The sequence below is a fragment of the Mucilaginibacter sp. UR6-11 genome (assembly GCF_020880695.1).
GTDB lineage: Bacteria > Bacteroidota > Bacteroidia > Sphingobacteriales > Sphingobacteriaceae > Mucilaginibacter.
Genome location: NZ_JAJIWO010000005.1, coordinates 319,938 through 345,931, shown reverse-complemented (window position 1 = coordinate 345,931; position 25,994 = coordinate 319,938). Strand labels below are relative to the sequence as shown.

At 43.3% G+C, this 25,994-nt stretch carries 25 protein-coding genes and 2 tRNA genes; 17 read left to right on the top strand and 10 right to left on the bottom strand.

The window, feature by feature from the left end:
- Nucleotides 1–234 precede the first annotated feature (234 nt).
- The gene (locus LJ658_RS14115; RefSeq protein WP_230547166.1) at nt 235–420 is read left to right on the top strand and encodes a hypothetical protein; all 186 of its coding nucleotides are present in this window, start codon (nt 235–237) and stop codon (nt 418–420) included.
- Between the two features lie 193 nt (nt 421–613).
- Here LJ658_RS14115 and LJ658_RS14110 read toward each other — a convergent pair.
- Together LJ658_RS14110 and hscB are read right to left on the bottom strand one after the other, a co-directional pair.
- Nucleotides 614–693 (bottom strand) — tRNA-Leu (locus LJ658_RS14110).
- 29 nt (nt 694–722) lie between these two features.
- Complete coding sequence (gene hscB / locus LJ658_RS14105; protein WP_230547165.1) at nt 723–1,250, bottom strand: Fe-S protein assembly co-chaperone HscB; 528 nt, start codon at nt 1,248–1,250, stop codon at nt 723–725.
- A gap of 192 nt (nt 1,251–1,442) precedes the next feature.
- On the opposite strand from hscB, the gene arr reads away from it, so the two are divergent.
- Nucleotides 1,443–1,859, top strand: coding sequence for an NAD(+)--rifampin ADP-ribosyltransferase (gene arr / locus LJ658_RS14100; protein ID WP_230547164.1), 417 nt, complete (start codon nt 1,443–1,445; stop codon nt 1,857–1,859).
- 92 nt (nt 1,860–1,951) lie between these two features.
- Here arr and LJ658_RS14095 read toward each other — a convergent pair whose 3' ends face one another.
- From LJ658_RS14095 to LJ658_RS14085, 3 genes are read right to left on the bottom strand one after another with little or no spacing between them, the layout of a single operon-like run.
- The gene (locus tag LJ658_RS14095; protein ID WP_230547163.1) at nt 1,952–3,265 is read right to left on the bottom strand and encodes an amidohydrolase family protein; all 1,314 of its coding nucleotides are present in this window, start codon (nt 3,263–3,265) and stop codon (nt 1,952–1,954) included.
- A gap of 28 nt (nt 3,266–3,293) precedes the next feature.
- Entirely contained in the window at nt 3,294–3,845 is a 552-nt protein-coding gene (locus tag LJ658_RS14090; RefSeq protein ID WP_230547162.1) for a hypothetical protein, read from the bottom strand.
- Between the two features lie 4 nt (nt 3,846–3,849).
- Complete coding sequence (locus tag LJ658_RS14085) at nt 3,850–4,389, bottom strand: RNA polymerase sigma factor (protein WP_230547161.1); 540 nt, start codon at nt 4,387–4,389, stop codon at nt 3,850–3,852.
- Nucleotides 4,390–4,747: 358 nt separating this feature from the next.
- Here LJ658_RS14085 and kdsA point away from each other — a divergent pair, with 358 nt between their 5' ends.
- The 4 genes from kdsA (at nt 4,748) to LJ658_RS14065 (ending at nt 7,483) form a co-directional block, all read left to right on the top strand.
- Nucleotides 4,748–5,527, top strand: a complete 780-nt coding sequence (gene kdsA, locus LJ658_RS14080; protein ID WP_230547160.1) for a 3-deoxy-8-phosphooctulonate synthase — start codon at nt 4,748–4,750, stop codon at nt 5,525–5,527.
- Nucleotides 5,528–5,595: 68 nt separating this feature from the next.
- On the top strand, nt 5,596–6,525 hold the full coding sequence (locus tag LJ658_RS14075; protein WP_230547159.1) for an SIS domain-containing protein: 930 nt from the start codon (nt 5,596–5,598) through the stop codon (nt 6,523–6,525).
- Nucleotides 6,526–6,530: 5 nt separating this feature from the next.
- Nucleotides 6,531–7,322 carry a helical backbone metal receptor gene (locus LJ658_RS14070; RefSeq protein WP_230547158.1) on the top strand — a complete coding sequence of 264 codons (792 nt, stop codon included), beginning with the start codon at nt 6,531–6,533 and terminating at the stop codon, nt 7,320–7,322.
- Between the two features lie 79 nt (nt 7,323–7,401).
- A tRNA-Leu gene (locus tag LJ658_RS14065) sits at nt 7,402–7,483 on the top strand.
- 145 nt (nt 7,484–7,628) lie between these two features.
- On the opposite strand, the gene LJ658_RS14060 is transcribed toward LJ658_RS14065, so the two are convergent.
- Entirely contained in the window at nt 7,629–8,237 is a 609-nt protein-coding gene (locus LJ658_RS14060) for a fibrobacter succinogenes major paralogous domain-containing protein (protein WP_230547157.1), read from the bottom strand.
- 86 nt (nt 8,238–8,323) lie between these two features.
- Here LJ658_RS14060 and LJ658_RS14055 point away from each other — a divergent pair, with 86 nt between their 5' ends.
- Nucleotides 8,324–8,656, top strand: coding sequence for a helix-turn-helix domain-containing protein (locus LJ658_RS14055; RefSeq protein WP_230547156.1), 333 nt, complete (start codon nt 8,324–8,326; stop codon nt 8,654–8,656).
- Here LJ658_RS14055 and LJ658_RS14050 read toward each other — a convergent pair whose 3' ends face one another.
- Both LJ658_RS14050 and LJ658_RS14045 read right to left on the bottom strand, forming a co-directional pair.
- Nucleotides 8,657–9,577, bottom strand: coding sequence for an AraC family transcriptional regulator (locus LJ658_RS14050; RefSeq protein WP_230547155.1), 921 nt, complete (start codon nt 9,575–9,577; stop codon nt 8,657–8,659).
- Nucleotides 9,577–10,554 carry an amidohydrolase family protein gene (locus LJ658_RS14045; protein WP_230547154.1) on the bottom strand — a complete coding sequence of 326 codons (978 nt, stop codon included), beginning with the start codon at nt 10,552–10,554 and terminating at the stop codon, nt 9,577–9,579. The genes LJ658_RS14050 and LJ658_RS14045 overlap by 1 nt, the downstream gene beginning before the upstream one ends.
- Nucleotides 10,555–11,037: 483 nt before the next feature.
- Between LJ658_RS14045 and LJ658_RS14040 the strand changes: the two genes are divergently transcribed.
- Nucleotides 11,038–14,661, top strand: a complete 3,624-nt coding sequence (locus LJ658_RS14040) for an ABC transporter permease (protein ID WP_230547153.1) — start codon at nt 11,038–11,040, stop codon at nt 14,659–14,661.
- Nucleotides 14,662–14,899: 238 nt separating this feature from the next.
- Complete coding sequence (locus LJ658_RS14035; RefSeq protein WP_230547152.1) at nt 14,900–15,673, top strand: hypothetical protein; 774 nt, start codon at nt 14,900–14,902, stop codon at nt 15,671–15,673.
- A 100-nt stretch (nt 15,674–15,773) separates the two neighbouring features.
- On the opposite strand, the gene LJ658_RS14030 is transcribed toward LJ658_RS14035, so the two are convergent.
- Nucleotides 15,774–16,190, bottom strand: a complete 417-nt coding sequence (locus LJ658_RS14030; RefSeq protein ID WP_230547151.1) for a nuclear transport factor 2 family protein — start codon at nt 16,188–16,190, stop codon at nt 15,774–15,776.
- A 131-nt stretch (nt 16,191–16,321) separates the two neighbouring features.
- Between LJ658_RS14030 and LJ658_RS14025 the strand changes: the two genes are divergently transcribed.
- From LJ658_RS14025 to LJ658_RS14000, 6 genes are all read left to right on the top strand, one after another.
- Nucleotides 16,322–17,656, top strand: coding sequence for an MFS transporter (locus LJ658_RS14025; RefSeq protein ID WP_230547150.1), 1,335 nt, complete (start codon nt 16,322–16,324; stop codon nt 17,654–17,656).
- Nucleotides 17,656–18,966, top strand: coding sequence for an MFS transporter (locus tag LJ658_RS14020; RefSeq protein ID WP_230547149.1), 1,311 nt, complete (start codon nt 17,656–17,658; stop codon nt 18,964–18,966). Before LJ658_RS14025 ends, LJ658_RS14020 begins: the two co-directional genes overlap by 1 nt.
- A gap of 51 nt (nt 18,967–19,017) precedes the next feature.
- Nucleotides 19,018–19,746: a (Fe-S)-binding protein gene (locus LJ658_RS14015; protein WP_230547148.1), complete on the top strand. Its 729-nt coding sequence runs from the start codon at nt 19,018–19,020 to the stop codon at nt 19,744–19,746.
- Between the two features lie 138 nt (nt 19,747–19,884).
- On the top strand, nt 19,885–20,223 hold the full coding sequence (locus tag LJ658_RS14010) for a DUF4468 domain-containing protein (protein ID WP_230547147.1): 339 nt from the start codon (nt 19,885–19,887) through the stop codon (nt 20,221–20,223).
- 14 nt (nt 20,224–20,237) lie between these two features.
- Nucleotides 20,238–20,399, top strand: a complete 162-nt coding sequence (locus LJ658_RS14005; RefSeq protein WP_230547146.1) for a hypothetical protein — start codon at nt 20,238–20,240, stop codon at nt 20,397–20,399.
- 134 nt (nt 20,400–20,533) lie between these two features.
- On the top strand, nt 20,534–21,106 hold the full coding sequence (locus LJ658_RS14000; RefSeq protein ID WP_230547145.1) for a DUF4468 domain-containing protein: 573 nt from the start codon (nt 20,534–20,536) through the stop codon (nt 21,104–21,106).
- 275 nt (nt 21,107–21,381) lie between these two features.
- Here the strand turns inward: LJ658_RS14000 and LJ658_RS13995 are convergent, their stop codons facing one another.
- Nucleotides 21,382–23,619: a glycoside hydrolase family 2 protein gene (locus LJ658_RS13995; RefSeq protein WP_230547144.1), complete on the bottom strand. Its 2,238-nt coding sequence runs from the start codon at nt 23,617–23,619 to the stop codon at nt 21,382–21,384.
- 106 nt (nt 23,620–23,725) lie between these two features.
- Here LJ658_RS13995 and LJ658_RS13990 point away from each other — a divergent pair, with 106 nt between their 5' ends.
- Both LJ658_RS13990 and thrS read left to right on the top strand, forming a co-directional pair.
- Nucleotides 23,726–23,953, top strand: coding sequence for a hypothetical protein (locus LJ658_RS13990; protein WP_230547143.1), 228 nt, complete (start codon nt 23,726–23,728; stop codon nt 23,951–23,953).
- A gap of 115 nt (nt 23,954–24,068) precedes the next feature.
- Nucleotides 24,069–25,994 (top strand): threonine--tRNA ligase, encoded by a 1,926-nt coding sequence (thrS, locus tag LJ658_RS13985; RefSeq protein ID WP_230547142.1) that lies wholly within the window; start codon nt 24,069–24,071, stop codon nt 25,992–25,994.

Here is a 25,994-nt window from a genome sequence, read left to right as displayed (position 1 = left end):
AGAGGATGAGATGTGGCAAATGTGGACGGGGCGAACTTGATACCCGGGTACACAGAGGATTTCTGGTGAAGTCATTGTTTTTTTGGCTGCCTATTAAGCGCTATCGGTGCAATGTATGTTGGCGGAAGATTTATGTATACGGCTCAGTTTCGCGAGTTGCACTGCAATAAGGAATCGGCATAGATAAGTGTGGTATAGTTGTTGCAGCAGGTTTATTAATTAAATCTAAATATTATGAAGACTCAGGATTTTAAAAACAACAACAATGGCCAGGGCAGCACCACTGCCGACCGTGCTTTTACAGATCAGAATGAAAAAATGAAAGAACGGGGCATTAGTAATTCGGGCGGGCAAAAGTCTTTCCAAACTTCAAGTAAAGACAGCGCCCATAAGCCTGAGCGGAGAAAGCCGCAGTTATAGCAAATAAAAAGGCCCGGTATCTGAAGTACCGAGCCTTTTTATTAAATCAGATAAAGAACATACGAATATTTTCCCGTCCGGCCGGACACTGATGAATTCGTTTTATAACTTGCGGGAGTTTTAATTCATAAGCAGTATACCCACTTATAATTGAAATAAACAACAAAGCCCTGATATTTCTATCAAGGCTTTGTACCCAGCGCCGGAGTCGAACCGGCACGGTTTCCCACAGGTGTTTGAGACCAGCGCGTCTACCAATTCCGCCAGCTGGGCATGCTTTACTGAGAGTGTCTTTCAACTTCTCAGAAGCGGGATGCAAATGTATTTAAACTCTCTTTAATTCGCAACAGATATTTTTGCCGATAGTAAATATTTGCAATATCATTTAAGCGGCTCTCTTTTGCGGTATCGTCCAGGCTCTCATAATCATCTGTTAACTTAGACAGCTCTTCGTTTATATCACCCTCAATGGCAAGTACTTCCGCCGTCAGGCTCCCTAATTCGGCAGCATTATCAACTTCCATCAGCCGCTCGTTAATGTCCATCATCTCCATTAAAAAATCTGCAGGAAGCTGCGGTTTGGCACCGTCTGACACCAGGTCATGCAGCCTTAAAATATATTCTAACCGCTTTGCGGGATCAGAAAGTGTTTGATAAGCTTTGTTATTTAGCGTTGATAGTTCCAGTATTTCCTGTTGTTTAGCGTCATCCTCATTGGCGTAAAAATCGGGATGGTATTGCTTGCTTAACTCATAAAATTTCTTTTTAAGCTGTGCAGCATCAGGGTTGAAAGATTGCGGTATGGCGTAAAAGTCAAAATAATTGATCATGCTGCAAAGTTAGGCGATATGCATACCAATTGTATTAAATAATTAGAATTACTACGCTGCAATCTTTCATTTGTTGTAAATATAACGCCCTTCCATATATCCTATTGCGCTTAAAAAAATATAGTCGAAAAGCATTTTTTTAGTGTTTTGTACCTGATATTTTTGGCGTTATCATCAATTAGAAAGGAAAATATGGACAAATCAACTAATACCAACACGCAACAATTCTTTCACGGCACTAAGGCTCAGCTAAAACAAGGGGATCTGATTTCGGCTGGCTTTAATTCAAACTATGGCAAGCAGAAACAGGCGAAATATGTTTACCTGACAGCTACACTGGATGCTGCAATTTGGGGAGCCGAACTGGCTTTAGGCGACGGGCCGGGTAGAATTTATATCATAAAGCCGACAGGTGCTATTGAGGATGATCCCAATTTAACAGACAAGAAATTCCCCGGAAATCCAACCAAATCCTATCGTACCCGCGAACCCCTGCTGGTTATGGGCGAGTTTACTGAGTGGGAGGGACACTCGCCGGAACGGTTGAAGGAAATGAAGGATAATATTCAACGCCTTAAAGAACAGGGGATCGAGGCAATAGAGGATTAAAAAATACAAACAAAGCATAGACTATAGCCCCGGTATTTCCATCGGGGCTATAATCCTGTATTCTTGGTTTGCTGTCAGGGAATAACCCGCCTTTATTTGTTCACATAAACAACGCCGCCTTTCATCACAAACTTAACATCCATAATGGCGTGGATATCTTTATCAATGCTATTATCTACAGCAATAATATCAGGCAGGTAGCCTTTTTTTATTATGCCAAGATATTTGCCCCAGTTAAGTTGCCGGGCCGAGTTACGTGTCGCGATCTGCAAGACTTGCGGGATAGGTACGCCTGCTTCAGTATAGCCTATCAGGTTATGCTTTGAAGGTTCGCCGAAAGGTAGTTTTGATTCGGCATAATCGTCAGACCCATAGGCAATGGTAACACCAAACTTCAGCGCCCTTTGTAACCTGTCAATATAATACTTCCTGTTACGGGTTACACGTGCATCCATACCAGTAGTGTCCTTCATTGTCGTCATAAAGAAAGTTACCAATCCGGATTTATCGCCATCGGTAGGTACCAGCATTACCTTGTGGCTGGCCATGAGCATCAACGTACTGTCAGAGACATTATAACCATGTTCAATACAATCTACCCCGGCCAGCACAGCATTTTTGATAGACTCATCTACCGTGGCGTGGGCAGTAACCCTTAGATGATACCGGTGCGCTTCGTTTACGATGGCCCGCATTTCTTCAACCGACAGAAAGGTGCGGTTAGGGCGGTTATCCGCATAGATTTTTATAACATTAACTGTTTGGTTAACATGCTCGCGTACCGCCTGCACCGCGTCGTCCACTCCTGAAACTATACGGTATTCACCATCGACAAGATGTTGGTCACCGGCAAGCAAGCCCGGCATTTGCGCACCGGCAGCAGCAAGTCCCGGCCCGGCACAACTCATGTTAGGCCCGGGTAATAAGCGGTCGGCGATGGCTTTGCGTAGGGCAATATCGCCATACATGCCTGAGTTACCGAGGTCCTGTACCGATGTAATACCTGCCTCGAGATATCCTTTGGCACGGGCGGCTCCATACAATGCCCTGTAGGCATCACCATCCATCGTTAAGTGTCTTTCTAAAGCGATGGTACTTGTATTGGGGCCATTCCCCGAATTCCCTTCACGGTATAGTAAATGGGTGTGCGCGTCTATCAGCCCCGGTAAAACAGTGGAGTTTGACAGGTCAATAAGTGTATATTGCTTTCGCTGATCGGCGGTTATATCGACATCGGGCTTTACGTCCTCGATACGTCCGTCTTTCACCAATATATCCAGGCCGGTTTTAAATTGCGCTGTTTCGCTGTCAAACAGTTTGCCAGTTTTAATAAGCCAGTTTTTATTGTTTTGTGCGCATAACGCAACCGGTAAGATCAGGAATGTGATCAGATAAATTTTTTTCATGATGTGAATAGATTTTAAATAATAGCTTTTAATTGTGATAAGTAAGAGTTCCATTTGGCCTGGCGTAAGGCGCTGTTTTATGTTTACGAATGGTTGTATCCAGTCTTGTTGGTAAGGGTGTTTTATGTCTATGAATGACCGTGTCCAGCCTTGTTGGTAAAGACGTTTTGTGTTTATGCATAGGTACTGTATCTATTTGAACTGCAGGCGTATCCTGGTATGATTTGGAAACAATAACTGTTGGGGAATGGCTAATTTTTGGAGTCGGGTTTGACTGGGGCGATGCAGCATTGAGGCCGGGTACAACATTTTTTATGGGTTTTACCGGTTGAGCGGTTTGAGTTATGTTTGCCTGTTTGGTTTGGTAAACTACCAACGCCGTTATGCCACTGCCGCCAAGCACGATCATAGAAATCCATAAAAATTTCTTAGATAACCATAGTTTCCAGAACAGAGCAATGGGCATTGTTATTTGCAGGGCCATTTCCAGTTTCTTCCAATCTGCTGTTGCATTACCATTTATCGGCAGTTCATCAAATTTATTTTGTAAATGTTGTGTTAACAATGTTTCTTGTTTCATAATGCTAATTTTTTTGATTGATTAATTGTCGCAATTGCTGTTTTGCCGATGTCAGGTGCCAGCGCGAAGTGCTTGCGCTGATACCAAGTATGGTGGCTATTTCGCCATGATCAAAACCATCCACCTCGTATAAATTAAATACCATCTGGCTGGCCGGTGGTAACGCGCGGACATATGCCAGCAGATCGGCAGCATACAAGCGATCAAGGGCATCGGGCGATAAGTGCGGCGTATTGTTTGCTTCAGTAATATCTTCGTAGTGCTGAAAACGGAGTTCGCTGCGTTGCAGGTCTATACAACTGCGTATCATTATCGCGCTTATCCATCCCTTCAAATTGCCCTTTGCTTCATGATAGCTTGTAATCTTTGTAAAAACTTTCAGGAAACCGGTATTCAGCGCTTCGGGTACCAAATCGTCCGATCGGAGGTAACGCATACAAAGCCGGTACATGCCCGGATAAAAAATCAGGTACAGTTCTTCCTGTGCTTTTCGTTTGTTGGCCATGCAGCCGCTTATAAGTATTGAAAGTGTTTGATCGTCCATAAAGCCGTTAACTACCCATAATACGGATTGGTTATTAAAAGCGCTTGGTTAAAGATGTTTTTTATTTAAACAGCAATACCTAAGCATCTTAGGCGTGATCCACTTTGACCGATCCACCCTGAAAAGCCCAGAAAACACTTAAATACATAAGTTATTGTTTTAGAGTATATTAAAAATAACTACCTAAAGTTTTACATGCGATCCAGGGTGATCCGCTCAAAAAGTTAAACTATTTATTTACAATTAGTTACACAAAAAGAACGATCCAAGTGATCCACATTTTAAAGTGGATCACCCATGTGTTTAACAGCATCGGATGAACAATTTGTGTTAACATAAAATTTCTCATATTTGCACCATGGCATTGTTTGAACAGATGCGGCAGAAGCCGTTTTTTATATTGGGCCCATGTGTAATGGAGAGCCAGGAATTACTCTATACCGTTGCTGATAAAGTGGCCGAACTGGGAGCGAAGTATCCTATACAAGTGGTATTTAAGTCGTCGTTTGATAAAGCTAACCGGACATCCGTACACGCGCAACGCGGCCCAGGCATTGAAAAAGGCATGGAGATGCTGCAAAAGATAAAAGATAAGTTTAACCTTCCGGTTACTACCGATATACACGAACCTTACCAAGCCGCTATTGCAGCGGAAGTGGTTGATATATTGCAGATCCCGGCGTTCTTATGCCGTCAGACTGATCTGTTGGTAGCCGCGGCGGTTACCGGGAAGATCGTTAATGTTAAGAAAGCACAGTTCCTGTCGGGCCAGGATATGTTTTATCCGGCACAAAAGGTGGTGGAAGCGGGTAATAACCAGGTAATACTAACCGAACGTGGCAACATGTATGGCTATAATAACCTGGTTGTTGATTTCAGGAATATCTATGATATGAAAGGGTTTGGTTACCCTGTCTGTATGGATTGTACGCACTCTGTACAGCGCCCGGGCGGGGCGGGTGGCAAAACGGGCGGCGACCGTACCTTTGTGCCCATGATGGCCCTTGCTGCCAAAGCATTTGGTGCCGATGGCTATTTCATGGAAGCCCACCCAGACCCGGATAATGCCTGGAGCGACGGCCCTAACATGGTTAAGCTACACCAGCTGGAAGAAGTAATAAAACCGTTAATAGGATAGTTAGGTTGTACGTGTGACGTTATACGTTGTACGTAATATCAATAAAAACAAAACGTATAACATAAAGAATGAAAGATATTGCCAAAAGAGTATTTGAGGTTGAGATAGAGTCGCTGCAGCATGTGGCGGGGTTGTTGGATGATTCATTTACCCGTATTGTAGAGGCGATATTAAGTTGTACAGGTAAGGTTATTGTTATCGGCGTAGGTAAATCTGGGCTTATCGGTAAAAAAATAGCCGCTACGTTTTCAAGTACCGGCACGCCGGGTTTGTTTTTGCATCCGGGTGATGCTTTTCATGGCGACCTGGGGATCATCAGCGCAGCTGATGCCGTGATCCTGATTTCCTATTCGGGCGAAACAGATGAAGTACTAAAAGTTATTCCGTTTTTAAAATGGAATAAAAACCTGATCATCAGCCTGACCGGAAACCCTAACTCAACCGTTGCAAAAAACAGCAACCATCATTTAAATATCAATATTACCCGCGAAGCCTGCCCGCTGGCTTTAGCGCCAACATCGTCTACCACCGCCGCTTTGGTTATGGGCGATGCCCTGGCTGTGGCTTTAATGGAATCGCGCAATTTCCAGGAAGAGGATTTTGCACGCTTTCATCCCGGCGGCAGCCTGGGACACAAGTTGCTTGCGCGCATAAAGGACCTGATGCGGACCGATAACCTGCCATTTATTCAAACTGACGCTTCGTTTACCGATGTGTTGCTGCGCATGTCAGAAGGTAAGCTGGGGATGGTAATTGTGGGTTCAAAGGATCATGTAGAAGGTATCATCACTGATGGCGACCTGCGCAGGGCGCTGTTAAGAAACCAGGATATTGCCGCGCTTTCGGTTAAAGAAATGATGACCGCAAACCCCATCATCATTGACGGCGACGAGTTTGCAAGCCAGGTAGAGCTGTTAATGATGGAAAAGAAGATAACCAACGTACTTGTAGGCAAAGAACGAAGGATAGTTGGGGTTTACCAGATCTATACCCGGTAAAGGCAATGGCTGTTTTCTATGATCAGCTAAACCGAAAGATAGAATTGCCCGGGATTCCGCAACGCATAGTTTCCGTAGTGCCGTCACAAACCGAATTGTTATTTTATTTGGGATTGGATAAAGAGGTTGTCGGCATTACTAAATTCTGCGTTCATCCTGCCGGCAAGTTCAATATAACCGTTAAAGTGGGCGGTACCAAACAGCTAAATATTGAATTGATAAAAGAGCTTAGGCCCGATCTTATTATCGCCAATAAAGAAGAAAACGACCAATCGCAGATAGAAGAGCTGGCGGGTTTTTGCCCGGTTTGGGTGAGCGATATTAACGATCTGGCCAGCGCGTATGATATGATCCTGAAAGTAGGGGCATTAGTGGCCAGGGAAGGGCAGGCGCAATTGTTGGTTACCGATATCAAATATCAATTTAGCCAGCTTACGGCCAGGGCGCTTAACTTAAAAGCTGCTTACCTGATCTGGCGCAAACCTTATATGGTTGCGGGCAGGCAGACCTTTATTGACCATCTGTTACAGAAATGTGGCTTGATTAACGCCTTCGACGGCGACCGTTATCCCGAAGTAACATCCGCGATGCTGATTGCTGCTGATCCCGCGGTAGTACTGTTATCATCAGAACCCTATCCCTTCGCTCAAAAACACCTGGAAGAGCTTAAGCAACTGCTGCCAAAATCAACCCTAATATTGGTGGACGGCGAATTGTTTTCATGGTATGGCAGCCGGTTATTGCTTGCTCCGGCATACTTTAAACAGTTAATTGAAAATATAAGTGCTAAACAATAAAGGGTTTAGCAAAAAGTTTGCCCGGTAATTTTATATTCTGTCAATTTAATCTATCTTTGCAGCTCTAAAAATCCTAACTGCGGAAGTGGCGTAATTGGTAGCCGCACCAGACTTAGGATCTGGCGCTTCACGGCGTGGGGGTTCGAGTCCCTTCTTCCGCACTGCATTAACCCGGTCAATTTGATCGGGTTTTTTGTTTTAAAATGATTCGGTAATCGGCGGGCTAAGGTTAACCATGTTTTATGGCGCCTTTTATATAAATTTGGTAATGCTATAAGAGTCTGTTAATCTGATACATATACTCTGTTAATCTTTCAGGCATCGGACAGAAAAGCCGTGATACTTTCCACCATGGTTTCTACCTAAAGCTTCGCTGTCTGATCGCAAATACCAAGCCCAGGCATCCACATCGTCATACGCTGTGCTACTCCAAAGTAATAAAGTCCCATTGCTCGAAGGAATAAATCCGCCTTTGCCACGAAAACTGCTGTATAGAGCCGTAAATCCACTTGAATTTGTTGCACCCGTGTTTGGGCTCGACCAAGATTGCGTACCGGTTGTTTTCATTTTTCCACCCGCTACAGTTTCGCCACCAAGAAATTCTGCCAATATTGACCATTCTTTATCCGTTGGCATGTGCCAGCCTTTAGGGGCAAGTTTACCAGTATTTACGGCGTGCCAGTTATACAAAGCACCTGTAGTTTGCTTATTCGCCTCATTATCATTATACCAGCAATAGCCTGGTGAATTCAGTTCATACCAGGCTTCGGCAGTATCTGTTATCAATGGGATATCACTACCATCATTGTATTTTGTGGTCTTTAAGTTTTCTGCCATCCATACTTGGGTTCCAATGGCTATTGTGTGATAAATATTACCGTCAATGTCAGTAATAATTTCTGTGTTCTCGTCCATTATTATAATTGTTTTATGCAAATGTATTTCTAAATCCAGTGTACTTTTGATATCAATATCCTAAAGGATACCAAAGAGGTTTGATTATGAAAGGAATGACAGAGGAACAGGCAATGAGGTATTTACAAGATACCTTATTTGTCGTTGGCGGTAAATGGAAGCTGCCCATATTGAGGGCAATACACAGCGGGAATTATCGTTTTCGTGATATACAACGAAGTTTGCCTTTAATTACAACCAGAGTTTTATCAAAAGAGTTAAAACATCTTGAAGAGAACAAGTTAGTCATCAGAACGGTTTATCAAGAACCGCTTGCAGTTGAATACAGAGTGCCTGATTACATGCATTCCCTATTGCCGGTTATCAAAGAAATGATTTTATGGGGTCAAAACCACAGGAAGAAAATCAGTGAGCATTGATCAGTTAAACGACGCCCTGAATTCCAACGGCGAAAGTTTAGCCTTTGCCTTAAACAGCTTGCTGAACGACTGTGAATGTTCAAAACCCAGTTCGTAAGCAATTTCGCTAACTGACAAATTTGTGGTAGATAATTTTTCCTTGGCTTTTTCAATCAACTTGTCATGTATGTGTTGTTGTGTGCTTTGTCCCGTCAGTACTTTCAGTAGGCCACTTAAATATTTTGTCGATATATTTAGGGCGCCTGCGATGTATTCAACGCTCGGCAAACCTTTTAAAACGAGGTCATCACTGTCAAAGTAGGAAGTCAATACTTTCTCCAAACGTTCTAAAATCTGATGATTGGATTTTTCCCTGGTGATGAACTGACGATTGTAAAAACGCTCCGAGTAGCTAAGCAAACTTTCAATTTGAGATACGATAATTTGCTTGCTGAATTTATCTATATTGGAAAGATGTTCTTCCTGAATGTTTTGAATAATGCTATTGATCGTTGCTTCTTCTTTCTTTGAAAGCCATAAAGCTTCATTTACGGAATATTCAAAAAACGCATATTGTTTGATCGTTTTTGCAAGCGATGTGTTCCAAAGGAAATCAGGGTGGACGAGTAATATCCAACCCGAACGCTTTGTCGTAGGATGGGGATCCGGTTCAATCCTGAAAACCTGATTGGGCGAAGCGAAAAAGGCAACACCATCGTCAAAATCATATTCCTGTTGTCCGTACCTCAGTTTGGCATTCATTCCTCTTTTTATAGAGATCTGGTAGAAATTAAATACCCAATTGGTTTCACTGATATCAACAGGACGTTGAATTTTCGCATAATCAACAACGCTGATCAGCGGGTGTGCGGGTTGTGATAAGCCTCTTAACCGGTGAAATTCGCTGATCGTTTTTATTCTTCGTGTCGGTCTTTGTTCCATTATGCAAATTTATTGGTCAAGCGTTCCCAGTTTTTAAAAGCAAATTTTTCTTTATCTTCCTTGCCTAACGCTGTTGCTTCTAAAAAGTTGCGGGCATCTCGTCCTTGCCGGTATTGATAAGGATAGTCGGCAGAAAAAAGTATGCGGTCTGTTCCAATAGTTTCAACTGAACGTTGCAGGTAAGCCTGGCTGAACATTCCGCTTGCGGTTACATAGAGGTTTTGGCGCACATAATCAATAAAAGGTTTGTCAAGTTTAGCGGCTCTGTTCAATGAAGCCAACCTTTCTGTATAGAATAAAATCACCTCGCCCCAATGGCCAAGAATTATCTGAAGATTTGGAAAACGGTCAAAAACACCGGCTAAGACCAACCGGACAAATTGTACTCCTGCCTCATAATGCCAGCCCAGCCCAAAGGTTGAAAACGCAAGGTCGGTTAGTTCGTCAAAACCTGAATAATAAATGTCCCTGATCGCTTTTTGCGGAATTTGCGGGTGAATGAATAACGGAACGCCAAGTGCTTGCGCACATTCAAACAATTCCCAAAAGTCTTTGTGGTCGAAATTTTTCTCCCGGGTTCGCCCGCATAACATTGCACCTTTCAGTCCGATATCTTTTACAGAACGTTCCAATTCTTTTGTGGCCTCTTTCGGTGCAAACATTGGCAACGCTGCAAATCCCTGGAACCTGTCGGGTGTTTTCCTTATAATCTCCGCAACATAATCGTTGGTTTGAATGGCAAGACTAATGCTTTCACTTCCTAAATTATGAAGGCTTGGACTGGTGAGCGAAAGCACCTGCACGTCTATACCCGTTTCGTCCATCAATTGAAGCCGTGAATTCCCAATATCTTCCAGACGATTTTCAATTTCACCAAAGTGGAGTTTATGGGTCGGGTCGTCTTTGTCGGCATTTTTTTGCCATGCATTTCTGACTTCTTTTGTCAAAAAATGTTCTTCGATCGCGATTAGTTTCATTTTTGCCGTTGGGTTTTGTTAATACAAAGTTCAGCACAATTTCAAAAACAGGTGTAGCCAATTGTCTGATAATTGTAGCCAAAAGGGAGTGTCAATTCTACCTGGTGTTAAGATCGTGCGGAGTGACACTATTATCACTCCCGGTGTTAGGAAAGATGCGAAATACGCCCTTATCAAAGATTTTGGTTTAATTGCCAGAACAGTGAATGTGTATGATCGCCTATGAATAAAATGTATGATGAGCCATGAAAATGACAGTATATAAAAAAGTTTAATTTTTTGGGGTATCCATTTTGTTTCTATTAAAATATGTCAAAATATTTTGGGATAAGATAATCGTTGAACCGGGTATATGAAATGCGCAACTCAAAGCCGTACGTCTACTGTCCGCTATTGTTACATAAAATATATCAAATAAACTTAAGTTTGCTTGATATCAGTAAGATACCGATTTGGAACAAGGATTGAAGTACTAAAACCGATTTGAACGCCTTTACATTACATATCAACGTTTATGACCTGGCATTCATGGGAGCGATATTTATCGGGCTGACTTTTGCTTTGCAGTTGGGATTTACCAAAGGGGACAAACGCGCTGCAAACCGCTTTTTGAGTTTGGCCCTGGCTACGATAGTGCTATGGCTACTTTGGGTGCTGGGCAGGGACATTGATCTTGGAGCTTATTTTGCCCATTGGAGCTGGCTGCCGCTGCAATTTTCGCTGGCGCTTGGTCCGTTGATTTATTTTTATGTGCTTAAAATAACCCGGCCGGAGCTGAAATTCAGGTTCCTGCACCTCGTGCATTTCAGTCCGTTACTACTGCAAACCGGCGCGTTGGTACCGGAGATAGAAGAAAGCATAAAAACGGGAGCAGCAACTTATGATACATCGATTTTTCAGCAACTGAACCCGGTGTTGCAGTTGCTAACCTTTATTTCGGTATGCGCGTACCTCTGCCTGTCTTACAGTTTGATTGAGCGCTTTTACAAACGACTAAAATTTAGCGGTGGTGACCGGTACCGATACGAATTGGTGTGGCTAGACCGCTTACTGAGGAGTTTCGGTTTGTTGTGGCTATTATGGATACCTTATACAGCCATTGATTATTTTGGTTATCATTACCGGCTAGGCATACACGCTTATTATCCGTTATACCTCCTTTTGGCAGGGATGGTGATCTGGATATCGGCCGCAGCTTATGTAAGGGCATTGGCTGGCGCGCCGGTTGAAACGCCCGCATTTATAAAACCCTTGCTCCCCACCGAACTGAGGCAAAAAGGTACCTGGCTGAAGCAAGTCATGAAGGCCAACCCGTATTACCATGACCCGGAACTCAATTTGAACTCGCTGGCCGGCAAGCTTGACCTGACCCCTCATGAGCTATCCCGGATCATTAACACGGCGCTGAAAAAAAACTTCCCTGATTTCATCAGCGAATATCGCGTTGCCGCAGTAATTGAGAAAATGCAGGACGCCAGATATGACCATATCACTTTACTGGGCATTGCTTACGATTCCGGCTTCAATTCAAAAAGCACCTTTAACCGTATTTTTAAAGAAATGACCGGCAAAAGCCCGGCGGAATATAAAAACGATCTGAAAAAAGAGTTCCCAGTTTATAAACTGGGACGCAGCGCCCGGTTTTCGGCGGTAATTTCGAATCATGAAACCACACCGAAGTGGTTTTCTAAGAAATTAAACCACAGCATTATGTTTAGAAACTATTTCAAAATGGCCTGGCGTAATTTGGTACGCCAAAGGCTTTTCAGCCTGATTAATATATCAGGCCTGGCCGTCGGATTATCTGTTTGTATGCTGATCATGATCTATGTATCACATGAGCATAGCTATGACCGTTTTCATAAAAATGCCGACAGGATATTTAAGCCAAAAGGGCGCGTTATAACGGATGGTCCGTCGAGTGACCTGAATCCAATGACCTACGTATCCGGTCCTATCCTAAAACAATCGCTCCCGGTTGTGGAGGATTACATGCGTACGATGAATTATTTCGGGCCGGCAGTGGTGATAAGTAACCCTAAACTGCCTGAAAGGAAATTTACCGAAGACAAACTATTATTTGCTGATGCGGGCTTTTTTAATTTCTTTTCGTTTAAGCTGCTTTCCGGACGGTCCTCGCAGGTTTTGTCAAGACCATTTTCGGTGGTAATATCAAAGGATATTGCTAAAAAATATTTTGGTGATGAAGATCCGGTAGGACAAATGCTTACTATTAAAACCGATAGCGCGCATACCTACCTGATTACAGGAGTGTCAGAGAATTGCCCCTCTAATTCGTCCATTCAATACAAGTTTGTAGCATCCCTATCAGGTTTCGCAGCAACAAAAGAGGCTAAACCTTATTTAGGAGATCAAAAATTGGGCGGTGGTAATTTTGATGTCTACTTGTTATTAAAACACCGTTCTGATACTGTGGCAGTGGCACGGGGCCTTAAATCTCTTTTTATCCACGAAAAGGATCATGCCAAAACGATATATTCAGCGCTACCCATTGTTGATCAGCATTTGAATAGCAGATCGCGGGACGAAGCTAACTTGAAATACCTCACTATATTCCCCTTAGTGGCCTTATTGATCTTATCGCTTGCCCTGGTTAATTACATGAGTTTGTCTACCGCCAGAGCCACGGTGAGAGCGAAAGAGATAGGAGTGCGTAAAATATCTGGGGCGAGCCGCAAGAGCGTTGCCCTGCAATTCTATATCGAATCGGCTGTTTTAACAGCTATATCTTTCCTGTTAGGGTACATACTGTGTTACGTATTTAAACCGCTATTTTTTAATGTCGTTCAACTAAAAATAGATGATTCATTCCTTTACAGCCCCCTGATCCTGTGCCTGCTATTCCTATTATTACTGGTTACTGTGGTAATCTCTGGCAGCTACCCTTCGCTGGTGCTGTCAGCTTTTAAACCTGTTGTCACACTCAAAGGTAAAATGGGTAAACAATCGGGCGGCGTTATGATCCGAAAAATATTTACGACCCTGCAATTCACGATATCCGTTGCGTTGATCATTTGCGGAATTATTATAGACAGGCAGCTTTACTTTTTCAGACACACAGATATTGGTGTCGATCGTGAGAATGTTGTAATGATCCCTGTTGGCCCTAATTTTAAAAATTATGCTGGTTTTAACCGTGAAATCAGGTCATTAGCGGCTGTCAGCACCACAGCAACGTCACGATACGGCATGTTTAGTTATATCGACAGGTTCGGGATACCCGGTAAAACCAAAGACGAAACAGTATTGCTTCCTTCGCTTGTTGTCGACAAAGATTTTTTCCGGTTACTCGGGCTTAAATGGAAATATCCGCCGTTGGCCCATGACAATTTGAGCACGGGAAATAAGGTTGTGCTCAATGAGCTTGCTGTTGAAAAACTGCAGTTGCCGTTGAACCCGGTTGGCAGTTATATTAAATCAAGCCCCAAAAATATTGAGGTGGCAGGTGTTGTTAAAAATTTCAACTTTAGCTCCCTTGAAGATCCGATTGAACCTATAGGCCTTTGGATCCTTCCTGACACTGCGAAATATTGGAAAACCCTGGGAGGATCATACCTTTTTGCGAAAATAAAACCCCATACTAATTTGCCAACATTGCTTGGGGCAATACAAAAAATCTATAAAAAGCATGACGCCGATACGCCATTCGATTACACATTTATGGACGATGCCTTTAATGCCCGGTACAAAGCTGAAGACCGGCTGGCCTCCATATTCAGCATCTTTACGGTTATCACTATCGTACTGGCAGGCATGGGACTATTCGGCCTGGCAGCGTTTACTATTGAGCAACGCACCAGGGAAATAGGTATAAGAAAAGTACTCGGAGCAAGTATATCGTCGATTAACGGTCTCCTTTCAAAAGATTTCCTGAAGCTGGTATTCCTTTCCGTTCTCATCGCTTCGCCCATAGCCTGGTACGTGATGCATAACTGGCTGCAGGGATTTGCATACCGCATCTCTATTCAATGGTGGATGTTTGCCGGGGCAGGGCTGCTTGCCGTTATGGTGGCTGTTATTACGATCAGCTATCACGCGGTAAAGGCGGCGATAGTAAACCCCGTGAATAGTTTGCGGTCCGAATGAACATTTTTATGCCGGCAGTGAGCTAGCGGGCATGACATGTCCAAACAAATCAGCCAATGGATTTGAAATGCTAATTTTAAAGCAGGTGATTTACTGTTTTAATCGTATAATTGTGTAAAGATTGTAACCTGGAAATCCCGGAAACGTTTAACCCACGGATATAATCTGATCTTAATTTCCCTGAAATCAAGCAATTAGAAACCTTATACCTTTATCAAACTAAAATCAAACAAATCAAATGAAAAAATTAGCAATGCTGTTTATTGCAGTGATCATTGTCGGTCATGCTATTGCACAAAAGATAGAATATAAAAACAATGTGATTAACATGGACGGCAATGACCTGGCAAGGGTTAACAGGATCAAAACAAATTTTGGCCTTACCAGCAATTTTGAACTTTATTCACTATCAGGCAAAAAACTGATCATTGCCGTGCTGGCAACAGATTTTGTACCGCCTAATGGTGACAATTCATTTTTTTATTATCGCTTTACATTTTTGACTGCGAACCAGGTGGCCGTTTTCCCGATATCAAGGTTAGGTGCCGAAAAATCGTTCGTGAAGCTTATTGGTGCTGCCAACATCATAGCTAATGATGACCTTGATGCCGGAAAGGTAACCGAATTTATTGCCTACAAAAGCATGAACCCTCCGGTTGCTGCTGATTATACGGTGGTAGGTCGCGACAGGGGCTGGCCGATATTGTTGAAAGAAGACAAGTCGATTGAACAGAACCAAAAATTGATAGGACGTTTTAAGGACGTGAGTGCAAACGCTGATATTGACAGCTATGAATTTAGCTTGCCCAACGGCCTGACCGTGGTAAAAATAAGTTTTACAGGCGGCAACAATGCACAGAACTTTGAAGTATATACCGTAAAAGACAATCAAAGACAGGTAGTGCGTATCCCTACAAAAGAGAAGATAATATTGGCTTCAACACCATCAGACCGGAATGAAATCGCATTGGGAAGAATTTTAAAATGGATGGTTTCAAAGGATTATTTGTAAGCGGCCGGTATCGCCAGGTTAATTAACTTTTCGTTCACACATATAAAAATCCCCTGTATAACATTATAGGGGATTTTTGTTTAAAATAACGAAAGGGGCATCACCCGATTTGCTGAACCCATTGACTTCGCCAGGCCGGCGCCCCGAAGGGATCGGCGAAATACTGTGTTTCGTGTACGACCTTAGCGTTGCGGAACTCCATAATGCTTACGGTGTATGCTGGCCGCCCCTGGTAAGTGATTATATATTCTGTAATCCAGAGATCGCCTTCCCCCAGAATGCGCCTGACATTGAAGCCTGATGGTTTACCCGGATGATGGCTCCGTAAGGCCTGCAAATTGCTTCGCCCCAGTACCCGCTCGCCCGACTGGGGGTAATCACAGATGGCATCGTCATCATAAATATCATGTTCCGCGTTTATATCACCGATTGCCGACGCGTGCCAGTGCGCATTCAGTGCTTCACGGATTTGCCCTTCCGGGCCGGAGAGTTTCGGTAGCTTGCTTTTTCTGTCCATGTTTGATTGGTTAAGCTGCAATTACATTAATTTATAACAAAAATAATACCTTAACGTAGCTATACGCAGACAAATAACCAGGTCGCTGCTTTTTCCTGATTGCTAAAAATTATATACTTTTAGCAATCGCAATGAAAGAAAAAAACGACAAGAAAACCATTTGGGCATGGTGCATGTTCGACTGGGCCAACCAATCCTATAACATGGTGATCACCTCCACCATTTTTCCCGCTTATTATGTAGGTATTACAGCCAACACCATTTATGGTAAAAACATAGTTAGCTTTTTTGGGCATAAGTTTGTAAATACCGTATTGCAGAATTACATTTTAGCGGCATCCTACCTGCTCATCGTGCTTTTATTGCCCATATTAACGTCTATAGCCGATTATCGCGGAGCTAAAAAAATTTACTTGCAGCTATTTACCTGGGTGGGGGCTTTAGCCTGTGCCGGTTTATTTTTTTTGAAAGAAGGCGGGCCGATAGAGTTTGGGATGATCTGTTTTGGTTTAGCTACCATAGGGTATTGCGGAGGATTTGTTTTCTATAACTCGTACCTGCCGCAAATAGCCACATTAGACAAGCAGAATGATGTAAGCGCCAAGGGTTTTATCTATGGATTTGCCGGTAGTATTGTGGTACAATTGGTTTGTCTGGTCGGGGTATTGTTCCACGATTCATTTGGGATCACCGAAGATATGGGTGCACGGATTTCGTTTATCATTGTTTTTTTATGGTGGATAGGATTTGCTATAATTCCTTTTAAAATACTGCCAAAAGGTGAACCGAATGCCGGATCTCATAAATTCAATGTAATTACCGGAGGGTTTAAAGAGTTGGCAAAAGTGTTCGGCAAAATCAAAACTATGCCGTTGGTTAAACGATTTTTGCCTGCGTTTTTCTTTTACTCAGTAGGTGTGCAGACTATTATGCTGGTTGCTGCCGAATTTGCCGCAAAAGAATTGCACATGAAGGATGACGATTTAATTGCCATTATCCTTATTATACAGGTGGTAGCTATAATAGGCGCGTGGCTTACGTCCCTGGCATCAAACAAATATGGCAATACAAAGGCTCTAATTGTTTTAGTTATTTTTTGGACTATAACCTGTTTGAGTGTTTACTATATATCCAATCAAAATCAATTTTATGTAGCTGCTTTTGCAGTTGGGATAGTAATGGGCGGCGTGCAGTCTTTATCACGTTCTACCTATGCCAAATTACTGCCCGAGAACATACCGGATACCGCGTCATATTTTAGCTTTTATGATGCTACCGAAAAACTTTCTATCGTTGTGGGCCTTGCTGTTTTTGCCTATGTGGAAGATCATACCAGTACCATGCGCAACTCGGCATTAGCATTGGATTGCTTCTTTGTGGTTGGATTGGTTTTATTGATCGCATTATTCGCAGCTGAAAAGAAAGTTAAAAACTTGCCGATAGGCCCTATAACGGAAACTACATAATGCAGATCAAAAACAATCAGAAAACCATCCGCGCCTGGGCCATGTTTGACTGGGCCAATTCGGCTTATAACCTGGTGATCACCTCTACCATTTTCCCGGCTTATTACGTGGCCATTACCGCCAATAAAGCTAACGGCGACCGGGTGATGTTTTTTGGTAAAAGCTTTGTTAACACGGCATTGTCAGACTATGCGCTGGCCACCGCTTACCTGATCGTCGCGCTGCTTTTACCCATATTAACATCCATAGCCGATTACCAGGGCAACAAAAAAATATTTATGAAGTGCTTTACCTGGCTGGGGGCATTATCATGCGCCTGCCTGTTCTTTTTTAAGCTGAGCAGTTTAGAATTCGGCATGATCTGTTTCGGGTTGGCGGCTATCGGCTATACCGGCGGCTTTGTGTTCTATAATTCCTACCTGCCTGAAATTGCCACGCTTGATATGCAGGATAAAGTGAGCGCCAAAGGGTTTACCTACGGCTATATAGGCAGCGTGATACTGCAGATCATTTGTTTTGTATTTGTGCTGTTCCCAAAAGTATTTGGCTTAACGGCTGCAAGCGCCGCGCAGCTGTCATTTTTACTGGTGGGGGTGTGGTGGCTGGGTTTTGCCTACATTCCGTTTACGGTGCTGCCCAAGGGCTCGCCAAACGCGCAGACCCATCATAAAAATATTATAAAAGGCGGTTTTATTGAATTAGGCAAGGTTTGGCAGCAGGTTAAAAAAATGCCGCTGCTTAAGCGCTATCTGCCGGCATTCTTTTTTTACTCGATGGGGGTACAAACCATTATGTTGGTTGCAGCAAGTTTTGGCGCCAAGATATTAAATTTACCTACCGCCAACTTAATTACCGTCATCCTGATTATACAACTGGTAGCCATTGCCGGCGCCAACTTAATGTCAAAACTGTCTGAAAGCTACGGGAATGTAAGGGTATTGGCCGCGGTGGTATCTGTTTGGATCCTGGCTTGTATCGGCGCCTATTTTACAACTACCGCATTTCAATTTTATATTTTAGCAGGGGTTGTCGGACTGATAATGGGAGGGATACAATCGCTTTCAAGATCAACTTATTCTAAATATCTGCCGCAGGACATCCCGGATACGGCATCTTTCTTCAGCTTTTATGACGTTACTGAAAAGCTGGCCATAGTTGGCGGCATGTTCAGTTTTGGCTTTATTGAAGAGCTTACGGGCAACATGCGTTATTCGGCTTTGATGCTTTGCATCTTCTTTTTAGTCGGGCTGGCGCTGTTACTTTCCCTGCACCGGCAGGAAGTAAAGATTCTTTCAAAAAATCACGCTTAAATGTTAAACTCATCACCTAAAACTCATTACTTTTTCTGAAATTAGCGCCCCATGAAGACCGAACTGTTTATTCCTTGTTTTATAGATCAGCTATATCCCGATACCGCTTTTAATACTGTAAAAATTTTAGAAAAGGCCGGTTGTACGGTTGACTATAACCCCGAACAGACCTGTTGCGGTCAGCCTGCTTTCAATGCAGGTTTCTGGGATGAGGCCAAAGTTGTCGGAAGTAAATTTTTAAACGGATTTTCGGAAGACAGCGTAATTGTAACGCCGTCGGCATCTTGTACAGGCATGGTTAAAAATTATTATAATGACCTGTTTACCAATACCGTAGTGCACAACAAATGCAGGGCCATCCAGGGTAATATCTATGAGCTGTCAGACTTCCTGGTTAACATCCTTCAGTTTGATTATTTTGGGGCCGAGTTGGAAGGCCGTGCCGTATACCACGATAGTTGCGCCGGTTTGCGCGAATGCCATATCAAGGCAGAGCCCCGCCAGTTATTGTCAAAAGTATTGGGTCTTGAATTAATTGATCTGCCGCAGGGCGATACCTGCTGCGGATTTGGCGGAACGTTTGCTGTTAAGTTCGACGCCATATCAAGCGCTATGGCGCAGCAGAAGGTTGATAACGCCTTGTCGGTAGGTGCAGAGTACATCATCTCGACAGACGCATCGTGTTTGCTTCATTTGCAAGGTTATATCGACAAAAATAAACTACCCATAAAATGCATGCATTTAGCCGATGTGTTAGCGCATGGCTGGGGAAATGTGTGAAATATAGCCGGTAATTATTTTTTATCGCTCTAAACTTTGCCTGCCGCAGATTGTCAAACAGGCGCAACTAGCTTTATTTTTTTACCTAAACTATCACCATGAAAGATCTTATCGTATTGGTATTTACAAAAAGATACGGTGGGCTTAAACACACCCTTTATTAATGGCCAGGTAGTATATCAAAAAGTTTTTAACGCTCCGGGTAGACCCGCTGCAGTTCTTTACAGCTACGCGGAGTTATGGTTTGTTAAGCGTTTTAAAAATTTCAACAACATTCAAATCCAGGATGAGGTTATTGCCCGTGTAGTTGGCAATGGCACCGACATATTGACATTTAAAGGAGGATTGTTGGGGATGGAATTAACTTACCATGTAACTATGACTATCCAGATAGATAGCAGAGATGGTAGATATCGCGCACGCGTATCTAATGTTGTTATAGAAATTGAAGACGCTAATAAACTGAAGACTTTATAACCGCGGAGCAGTTAATGAACGCGGTACTGGGGAAAAAAGAGAATGTTGCCACGGTTAGCAGTCTTAACCCTTTCAATAAAAATCAATCAAAAAAGGCGCTTCAAAATTTAAATATATTGGTTGATAATTTGATGGGCTCGATCAATGAAACCATGAATGATAACGATGATTTTTAATATTGCTACCGTGATGATCTGCTGATTATTTTCATGTTGTTATTGTGTTTTATATTTTAGTATATTTAGTTACCAATCAATTATATAACAGCCGTACAACTAACACGATATTATATATAGCTCTTTTATTCATTATGAGGAACCTGATCATTATGGCGACCATATTGTTCGCTAACATCGCATACGCTCAAAATAAAGACACTGTCGGGCTAAAACTCCCTTTTACTAATGGCAAAGTGGTTTATCAAAAAACCTTTAAAGTACCGGGTAAATCGCGGTCTTTACTTTTTACCAACGCGCGGGAATGGTTTGAAAAACGGTATAACAACCTTGACAGCGTAAACGTACAGGACGCGTCTAACGGCCGCTTAACCGGCTCGGGCTGGGATGTATTGTCATTTAAAGGCCCTTTGCATATGGATGTTACCAGCAGGGTAGGTAAGACCATTGAAATAAATTCAGCAAATGACATTTACAGCATTAACATATCAGATATTATAATAGGCTACCAGGAAGAACCTGAACTGCCACGCACTTATTTCACTGCCGAAGATCTGGTAAATCATGTATTGGGCAAGAAATATCCAAGGGGAACTTTAAACCCGGTGCCGTTCAATAAAAAACTTTCAAAAAAGGCTTTGGTAAGTTTAAATAAGCTGGTCGCCGATCTGATAAATTCTGTTAACCAAAACCTTCTGGCTAAGTAATCCGGTTCTCTAAAAATCGCACTACCAAATGATCCACCCTGTTTTAAAGGATTTGCGTGAAAAGTATTTAACTTATTAATATACAGCAATTTAAGTGGTTTTATCTAAAGCATTGCAGGTGATCCAAAGTGATCCACCGTTTTACTTAAAATATTCATTTTCAATAAATTAAATAAAATAGGTGATCCAAGTGATCCACATTTTTGTGGATCACCTGAACATAAAAAAAGCGGATAACCATCAGGTCATCCGCTTTACTTTTAAAAAAGATTTTATTATAACTTGGTGCTGCTCAATATAGATAAGCCGGCATCAATGTATTGCCCGCCTCGTGTTTGTTTACAGTGGATGGCGATGATGTTTTTACCGTTCGTTTTGATCGCGGCTTTGCCCTCGGCATTCATCGGAACCATAGTATAAGCAGATGAATAGCCGCTGATAGTGGCGGCCTTAACGCCGTTGATGTAAACTTCGCAATCCTCATCATGATGGATGTATAAAGCCAGTTTGTCTTTTTCGGCAGCCGGGAGGTCGCCCAGGGTAAACTCCTGGCGCATCCAGATATCGTCGGTATTCCAGATAGTTTTGATATTGCCGCCGGGCGTGCCGCGGGTACCAAAACCGGCCGGTCCTGATTTCCATGATGCATCATTAAATGAGGTCTGGAACCAGCCATCCTGCGGGGCATCGGTAGTATACTTCCAGGTTCGCGCGTCTTTTTGGGATGATGGCAACACCTCCCTGATATAAACATTATCATGGATAACCTTGTAATTTGAGGCGTAGATCTTATCAACACCGCCTTTAATCACCTCGCGGTCATAGGTCATCAGGCCGTTCAGCTCTACTTCAACATCGGTTATTTCTGTATAAACCGCCGCGCTCAGGCCCATGTTGGTTTTGTAAAGGGTCAGGTCATCAGCATATTTATCGTACAGGTCGGTATACTCTTTTTTATTGTTGATCATGATATAGGTATCGCCAACCTTCCAGGTATGATTTGGAATGATATAACCGATACCGCCATACTCGCCGCAGGCCAAAACCTGTTTGGTGCTAAACGGCACCGCCGGTGGCGGATAGCTGTGGATATCCAGGAAATCGCCCACACCAAAATGGTCGCCGCCGCTGGCCTGGTTGATTAAACGCGATGGATCAAGCTTATGAACCATATTAACCAGTCCGGCTGTATTATGCTGCGCCTGTGCCTCGTTAAATATCACCCAGGTCACGATACTTGGCGAGTTCCAGTGTGTTCTGATCAACCGGTTTAATTCGGACCTGAACTCTGCGGTGTCAACCGGCGGCGTATGCTCAGTATAAGAGTTAGGCGATGGCATATCCTGCCAAACCATTATACCCAGTTTATCTGCCCAGTAATACCAGCGGTAGGGCTCATATTTAATGTGTTTGCGCACCATGTTATAGCCAAATTTTTTGATCATTTCCAGATCATACTTCAGGGCTTCATCAGTAGGGGCGGTGTAGCCGCCATCCGGCCAGAATCCCTGATCAAGCGGGCCAAGCTGAAACAGAAACTTATTATTCAGGTAAAGTTTTTTGAAACCGCCTTCATCTTCGACAGAAATCTTGCGCATACCGAAATAACTGGTTACAGCATCGGTATTTGCGCCGTCTTTATTGAGGGCGATGTCCAGATTATAAAGAAACGGGCTGTCAGGCGACCACAGTTTGGCGTTGTCTACTTTAATACTGGTTTCAACGTTTGGCTTTATAGAAACAGTGGTTACCACGTTATTACCGTCTTTTACTTTTACGGCAACTGTAGCACCCCTGGCATTGCCCGATGAAAACACAGTTAGCCTCACCGAAGACCTGTCAACATCCGGAACGATCTTAATATCCCTGATAGCCAGTTTTGCCACTGGCTCCAGCCAAACAGTTTGCCAGATCCCGGTAACCGAGGTGTACATAATGCCCTGTGGTTTTAAAGTTTGCTTGCCACGCGGAAAGCCGCCCTCGTCTGTAGGATCCCAGACACGTACCGTAAGTTCTTGCTTGCCGGTTGCTGTTAAGGCCGGTGTGATATCATAGCTAAACGGATCATAGCCGCCTCTGTGGACACCTACACTTTTACCATTTACAAATACCTGCGATTCAAAATCAACCGCGCCGAAGTGAATGACCACACGCTTGCCCTTCCAGGCTGTCGGTACGGTGAAAGTGCGGCGGTACCAAAGGCGGTCATGATGCTCCTTAACCCCGGATAGCGCCGACTCAACAGGAAAAGGTACCAAGATGGTCTTATCCAGTTTACCGGCAGGTAATGCGTCGCCGGCGGCTCCGGGTTGATATTGCCATAACCCGTTCAGGTTGAGCCATTCTTTACGTACCAGTTGCGGGCGCGGATATTCGGGCAATACATTGGCTGGGTTTACATCTTTGGCAAATTTGCTCATTAGCGGTGCCTTTTTAAGTTCCCAGCTTTGCGCAAATGTCGCCGATGAAAATCCTGCACAGATCAGCAGGGTTAGCAGCTTTCTTAAATTCATAAGTTAAATAGGTGGTTGATTGGTTAAATTGCTAAAATAGCTAAAGTTTTTAAAAATGCTCTTCTGTAGGGTTGTAATTTGGCAACTATTTTGCTGCACTTTATTTATGAAAAAATATCAGGCGGCCAGTCATGATACCGGTGTTGTTGCTTATGAAACCGGCGAGGATAACATTCGCGTAAAATTCAGAGACGGATCAGTATATATTTACACCAACCAAAGTGCCGGCCCGGCGGCTATCGCGGAAATGAAGACCCTGGCTAAAAAAGGAACGGGACTAACCACTTACATTAACCAGCATGTAAGGGATCATTACCAGACCAGGTTGAAATAGTATTTCTATCCTTCAATAGTTCCAAAATTATCGTATTTTCGCACCTCAAATAAAAGATCACGCACGTAGGTGATCAAAAAACGTAATTTTATAAACTTTAAAATCATAGTTGTAGATGATTAATATTACACTACCCGATGGGTCCGTTCGTCAGTATGACAAAGGGATCACTGCCATGCAGATAGCATTGTCTATCTCCGAAGGTTTAGCCCGTAACGTATTAGGTGCCGAAGTTGACGGCGAAGTTTGGGATGCAAGCCGCGCTATTGAAAAAGATTCAAGCGTAAAACTGTTAACCTGGAATGATGCTAAAGGTAAATCAACCTTTTGGCATTCATCCGCCCACTTAATGGCCGAGGCTTTGGAAGCGCTTTATCCGGGTACCAAATTTGGTATAGGCCCGGCTATTGAAACAGGCTTTTATTATGATGTTGACTTTGGCGACCGCGAATTTTCATCAGAAGAATTCAAAAAGATTGAAGATAAAATAATTGAACTGGCTAAGACAAAGGAAGAATTTGTTCGTAAACCTGTTTCAAAGGCGGATGCTATTGCCTATTTCACCGAGAAGGATGATGAATACAAGCTTGACCTGTTAAAAGACCTGCCTGATGGCGCCATTACTTTTTACACCCAGGGCAACTTTACTGATCTTTGCCGTGGCCCGCATATTCCTAATACCGGCTTTATAAAAGCAGTTAAGCTGATGAGCGTTGCGGGTGCCTACTGGCGCGGCGACGAAAGCCGTAAGCAGCTAACCCGCATTTATGGCGTCACTTTCCCTAAAGCAAGTGAGTTAACAGACTATCTGCACTTGCTCGAGGAAGCCAAAAAACGGGATCACCGCAAACTGGGTAAAGAACTGGAGTTGTTTGCTTTCTCGGAAAAAGTGGGGATGGGCCTGCCGCTATGGTTACCCAAGGGCACCGCTCTGCGCGAAAAACTGGTTAATTTTTTGCAGAAGGCCCAGCAAAAAGCAGGCTATGAGCAGGTAATTACCCCGCATATCGGCCATAAAAATTTATATGTAACATCCGGTCACTATGAAAAATATGGTGCCGATTCCTTCCAGCCGATAAAAACGCCGCAGGAAGGAGAGGAGTTCTTCTTAAAACCGATGAACTGCCCGCACCATTGCGAGATCTATAAAACCAAACCACGCTCATACAAAGATCTTCCGGTAAGGTTAGCTGAGTTTGGAACCGTGTACCGTTATGAGCAAAGCGGCGAGCTGCACGGCTTAACCCGGGTGCGTGGCTTCACGCAGGATGATGCCCACCTGTTTTGCCGCCCGGATCAGGTGAAGGAAGAGTTTATGAAGGTGATTGACCTGGTGCTTTATGTTTTTAAAGCCTTAGGCTTTGAAGATTATACTGCGCAGGTATCGCTTCGCGATCCGGAAAATAAAGCGAAATACATTGGCAGCGACGAAAACTGGGCGCTTGCCGAATCGGCTATTATTGAAGCTGCAGAAGAAAAAGGTTTAAAAACTGTAGTTGAATTGGGTGAAGCTGCATTTTACGGCCCCAAGCTCGACTTTATGGTGAAAGATGCGCTGGGCCGTAAATGGCAACTGGGCACCATACAGGTTGATTATAACCTGCCTGAGCGTTTTGAATTAGAATACACCGGAAGTGATAATATGAAGCATCGCCCGGTAATGATTCACCGTGCGCCGTTTGGCTCGTTAGAGCGCTTTGTGGCGGTTTTGATTGAACATTGCGCCGGTAATTTTCCGTTATGGTTGTCGCCCGAGCAATTTATTATCCTGCCTATCTCTGAAAAATATGAAGAATATGCAAAAAAACTTTCAGATGAGTTAAAGAATTCCGATATTTGCGGGCTGATTGACTTTAGGGATGAAAAGATCGGGCGCAAAATACGCGACGCTGAAGTTAAAAAGATCCCGTACATGCTGATAGTGGGCGAAAAAGAAGAAGCTGAAAATGTAGTTTCGGTTCGTAAACATGGTCAGGGTGATTTGGGAAGTATGAGTATAGAAGAATTTAAACAACAAATAATTAAAGAAATAACGGTATAA

Coding starts and splice junctions, on each gene's coding strand:
- LJ658_RS14115 (WP_230547166.1), top strand. CDS start 235: ATGAAGACTCAGGATTTTAAAAACAACAACAATGGCCAGGGCAGCACC.
- hscB (WP_230547165.1), bottom strand. CDS start 1,250: ATGATCAATTATTTTGACTTTTACGCCATACCGCAATCTTTCAACCCT.
- arr (WP_230547164.1), top strand. CDS start 1,443: ATGGACAAATCAACTAATACCAACACGCAACAATTCTTTCACGGCACT.
- LJ658_RS14095 (WP_230547163.1), bottom strand. CDS start 3,265: ATGAAAAAAATTTATCTGATCACATTCCTGATCTTACCGGTTGCGTTA.
- LJ658_RS14090 (WP_230547162.1), bottom strand. CDS start 3,845: ATGAAACAAGAAACATTGTTAACACAACATTTACAAAATAAATTTGAT.
- LJ658_RS14085 (WP_230547161.1), bottom strand. CDS start 4,389: ATGGACGATCAAACACTTTCAATACTTATAAGCGGCTGCATGGCCAAC.
- kdsA (WP_230547160.1), top strand. CDS start 4,748: ATGGCATTGTTTGAACAGATGCGGCAGAAGCCGTTTTTTATATTGGGC.
- LJ658_RS14075 (WP_230547159.1), top strand. CDS start 5,596: ATGAAAGATATTGCCAAAAGAGTATTTGAGGTTGAGATAGAGTCGCTG.
- LJ658_RS14070 (WP_230547158.1), top strand. CDS start 6,531: ATGGCTGTTTTCTATGATCAGCTAAACCGAAAGATAGAATTGCCCGGG.
- LJ658_RS14060 (WP_230547157.1), bottom strand. CDS start 8,237: ATGGACGAGAACACAGAAATTATTACTGACATTGACGGTAATATTTAT.
- LJ658_RS14055 (WP_230547156.1), top strand. CDS start 8,324: ATGAAAGGAATGACAGAGGAACAGGCAATGAGGTATTTACAAGATACC.
- LJ658_RS14050 (WP_230547155.1), bottom strand. CDS start 9,577: ATGGAACAAAGACCGACACGAAGAATAAAAACGATCAGCGAATTTCAC.
- LJ658_RS14045 (WP_230547154.1), bottom strand. CDS start 10,554: ATGAAACTAATCGCGATCGAAGAACATTTTTTGACAAAAGAAGTCAGA.
- LJ658_RS14035 (WP_230547152.1), top strand. CDS start 14,900: ATGAAAAAATTAGCAATGCTGTTTATTGCAGTGATCATTGTCGGTCAT.
- LJ658_RS14030 (WP_230547151.1), bottom strand. CDS start 16,190: ATGGACAGAAAAAGCAAGCTACCGAAACTCTCCGGCCCGGAAGGGCAA.
- LJ658_RS14025 (WP_230547150.1), top strand. CDS start 16,322: ATGAAAGAAAAAAACGACAAGAAAACCATTTGGGCATGGTGCATGTTC.
- LJ658_RS14020 (WP_230547149.1), top strand. CDS start 17,656: ATGCAGATCAAAAACAATCAGAAAACCATCCGCGCCTGGGCCATGTTT.
- LJ658_RS14015 (WP_230547148.1), top strand. CDS start 19,018: ATGAAGACCGAACTGTTTATTCCTTGTTTTATAGATCAGCTATATCCC.
- LJ658_RS14005 (WP_230547146.1), top strand. CDS start 20,238: ATGAACGCGGTACTGGGGAAAAAAGAGAATGTTGCCACGGTTAGCAGT.
- LJ658_RS14000 (WP_230547145.1), top strand. CDS start 20,534: ATGAGGAACCTGATCATTATGGCGACCATATTGTTCGCTAACATCGCA.
- LJ658_RS13995 (WP_230547144.1), bottom strand. CDS start 23,619: ATGAATTTAAGAAAGCTGCTAACCCTGCTGATCTGTGCAGGATTTTCA.
- LJ658_RS13990 (WP_230547143.1), top strand. CDS start 23,726: ATGAAAAAATATCAGGCGGCCAGTCATGATACCGGTGTTGTTGCTTAT.
- thrS (WP_230547142.1), top strand. CDS start 24,069: ATGATTAATATTACACTACCCGATGGGTCCGTTCGTCAGTATGACAAA.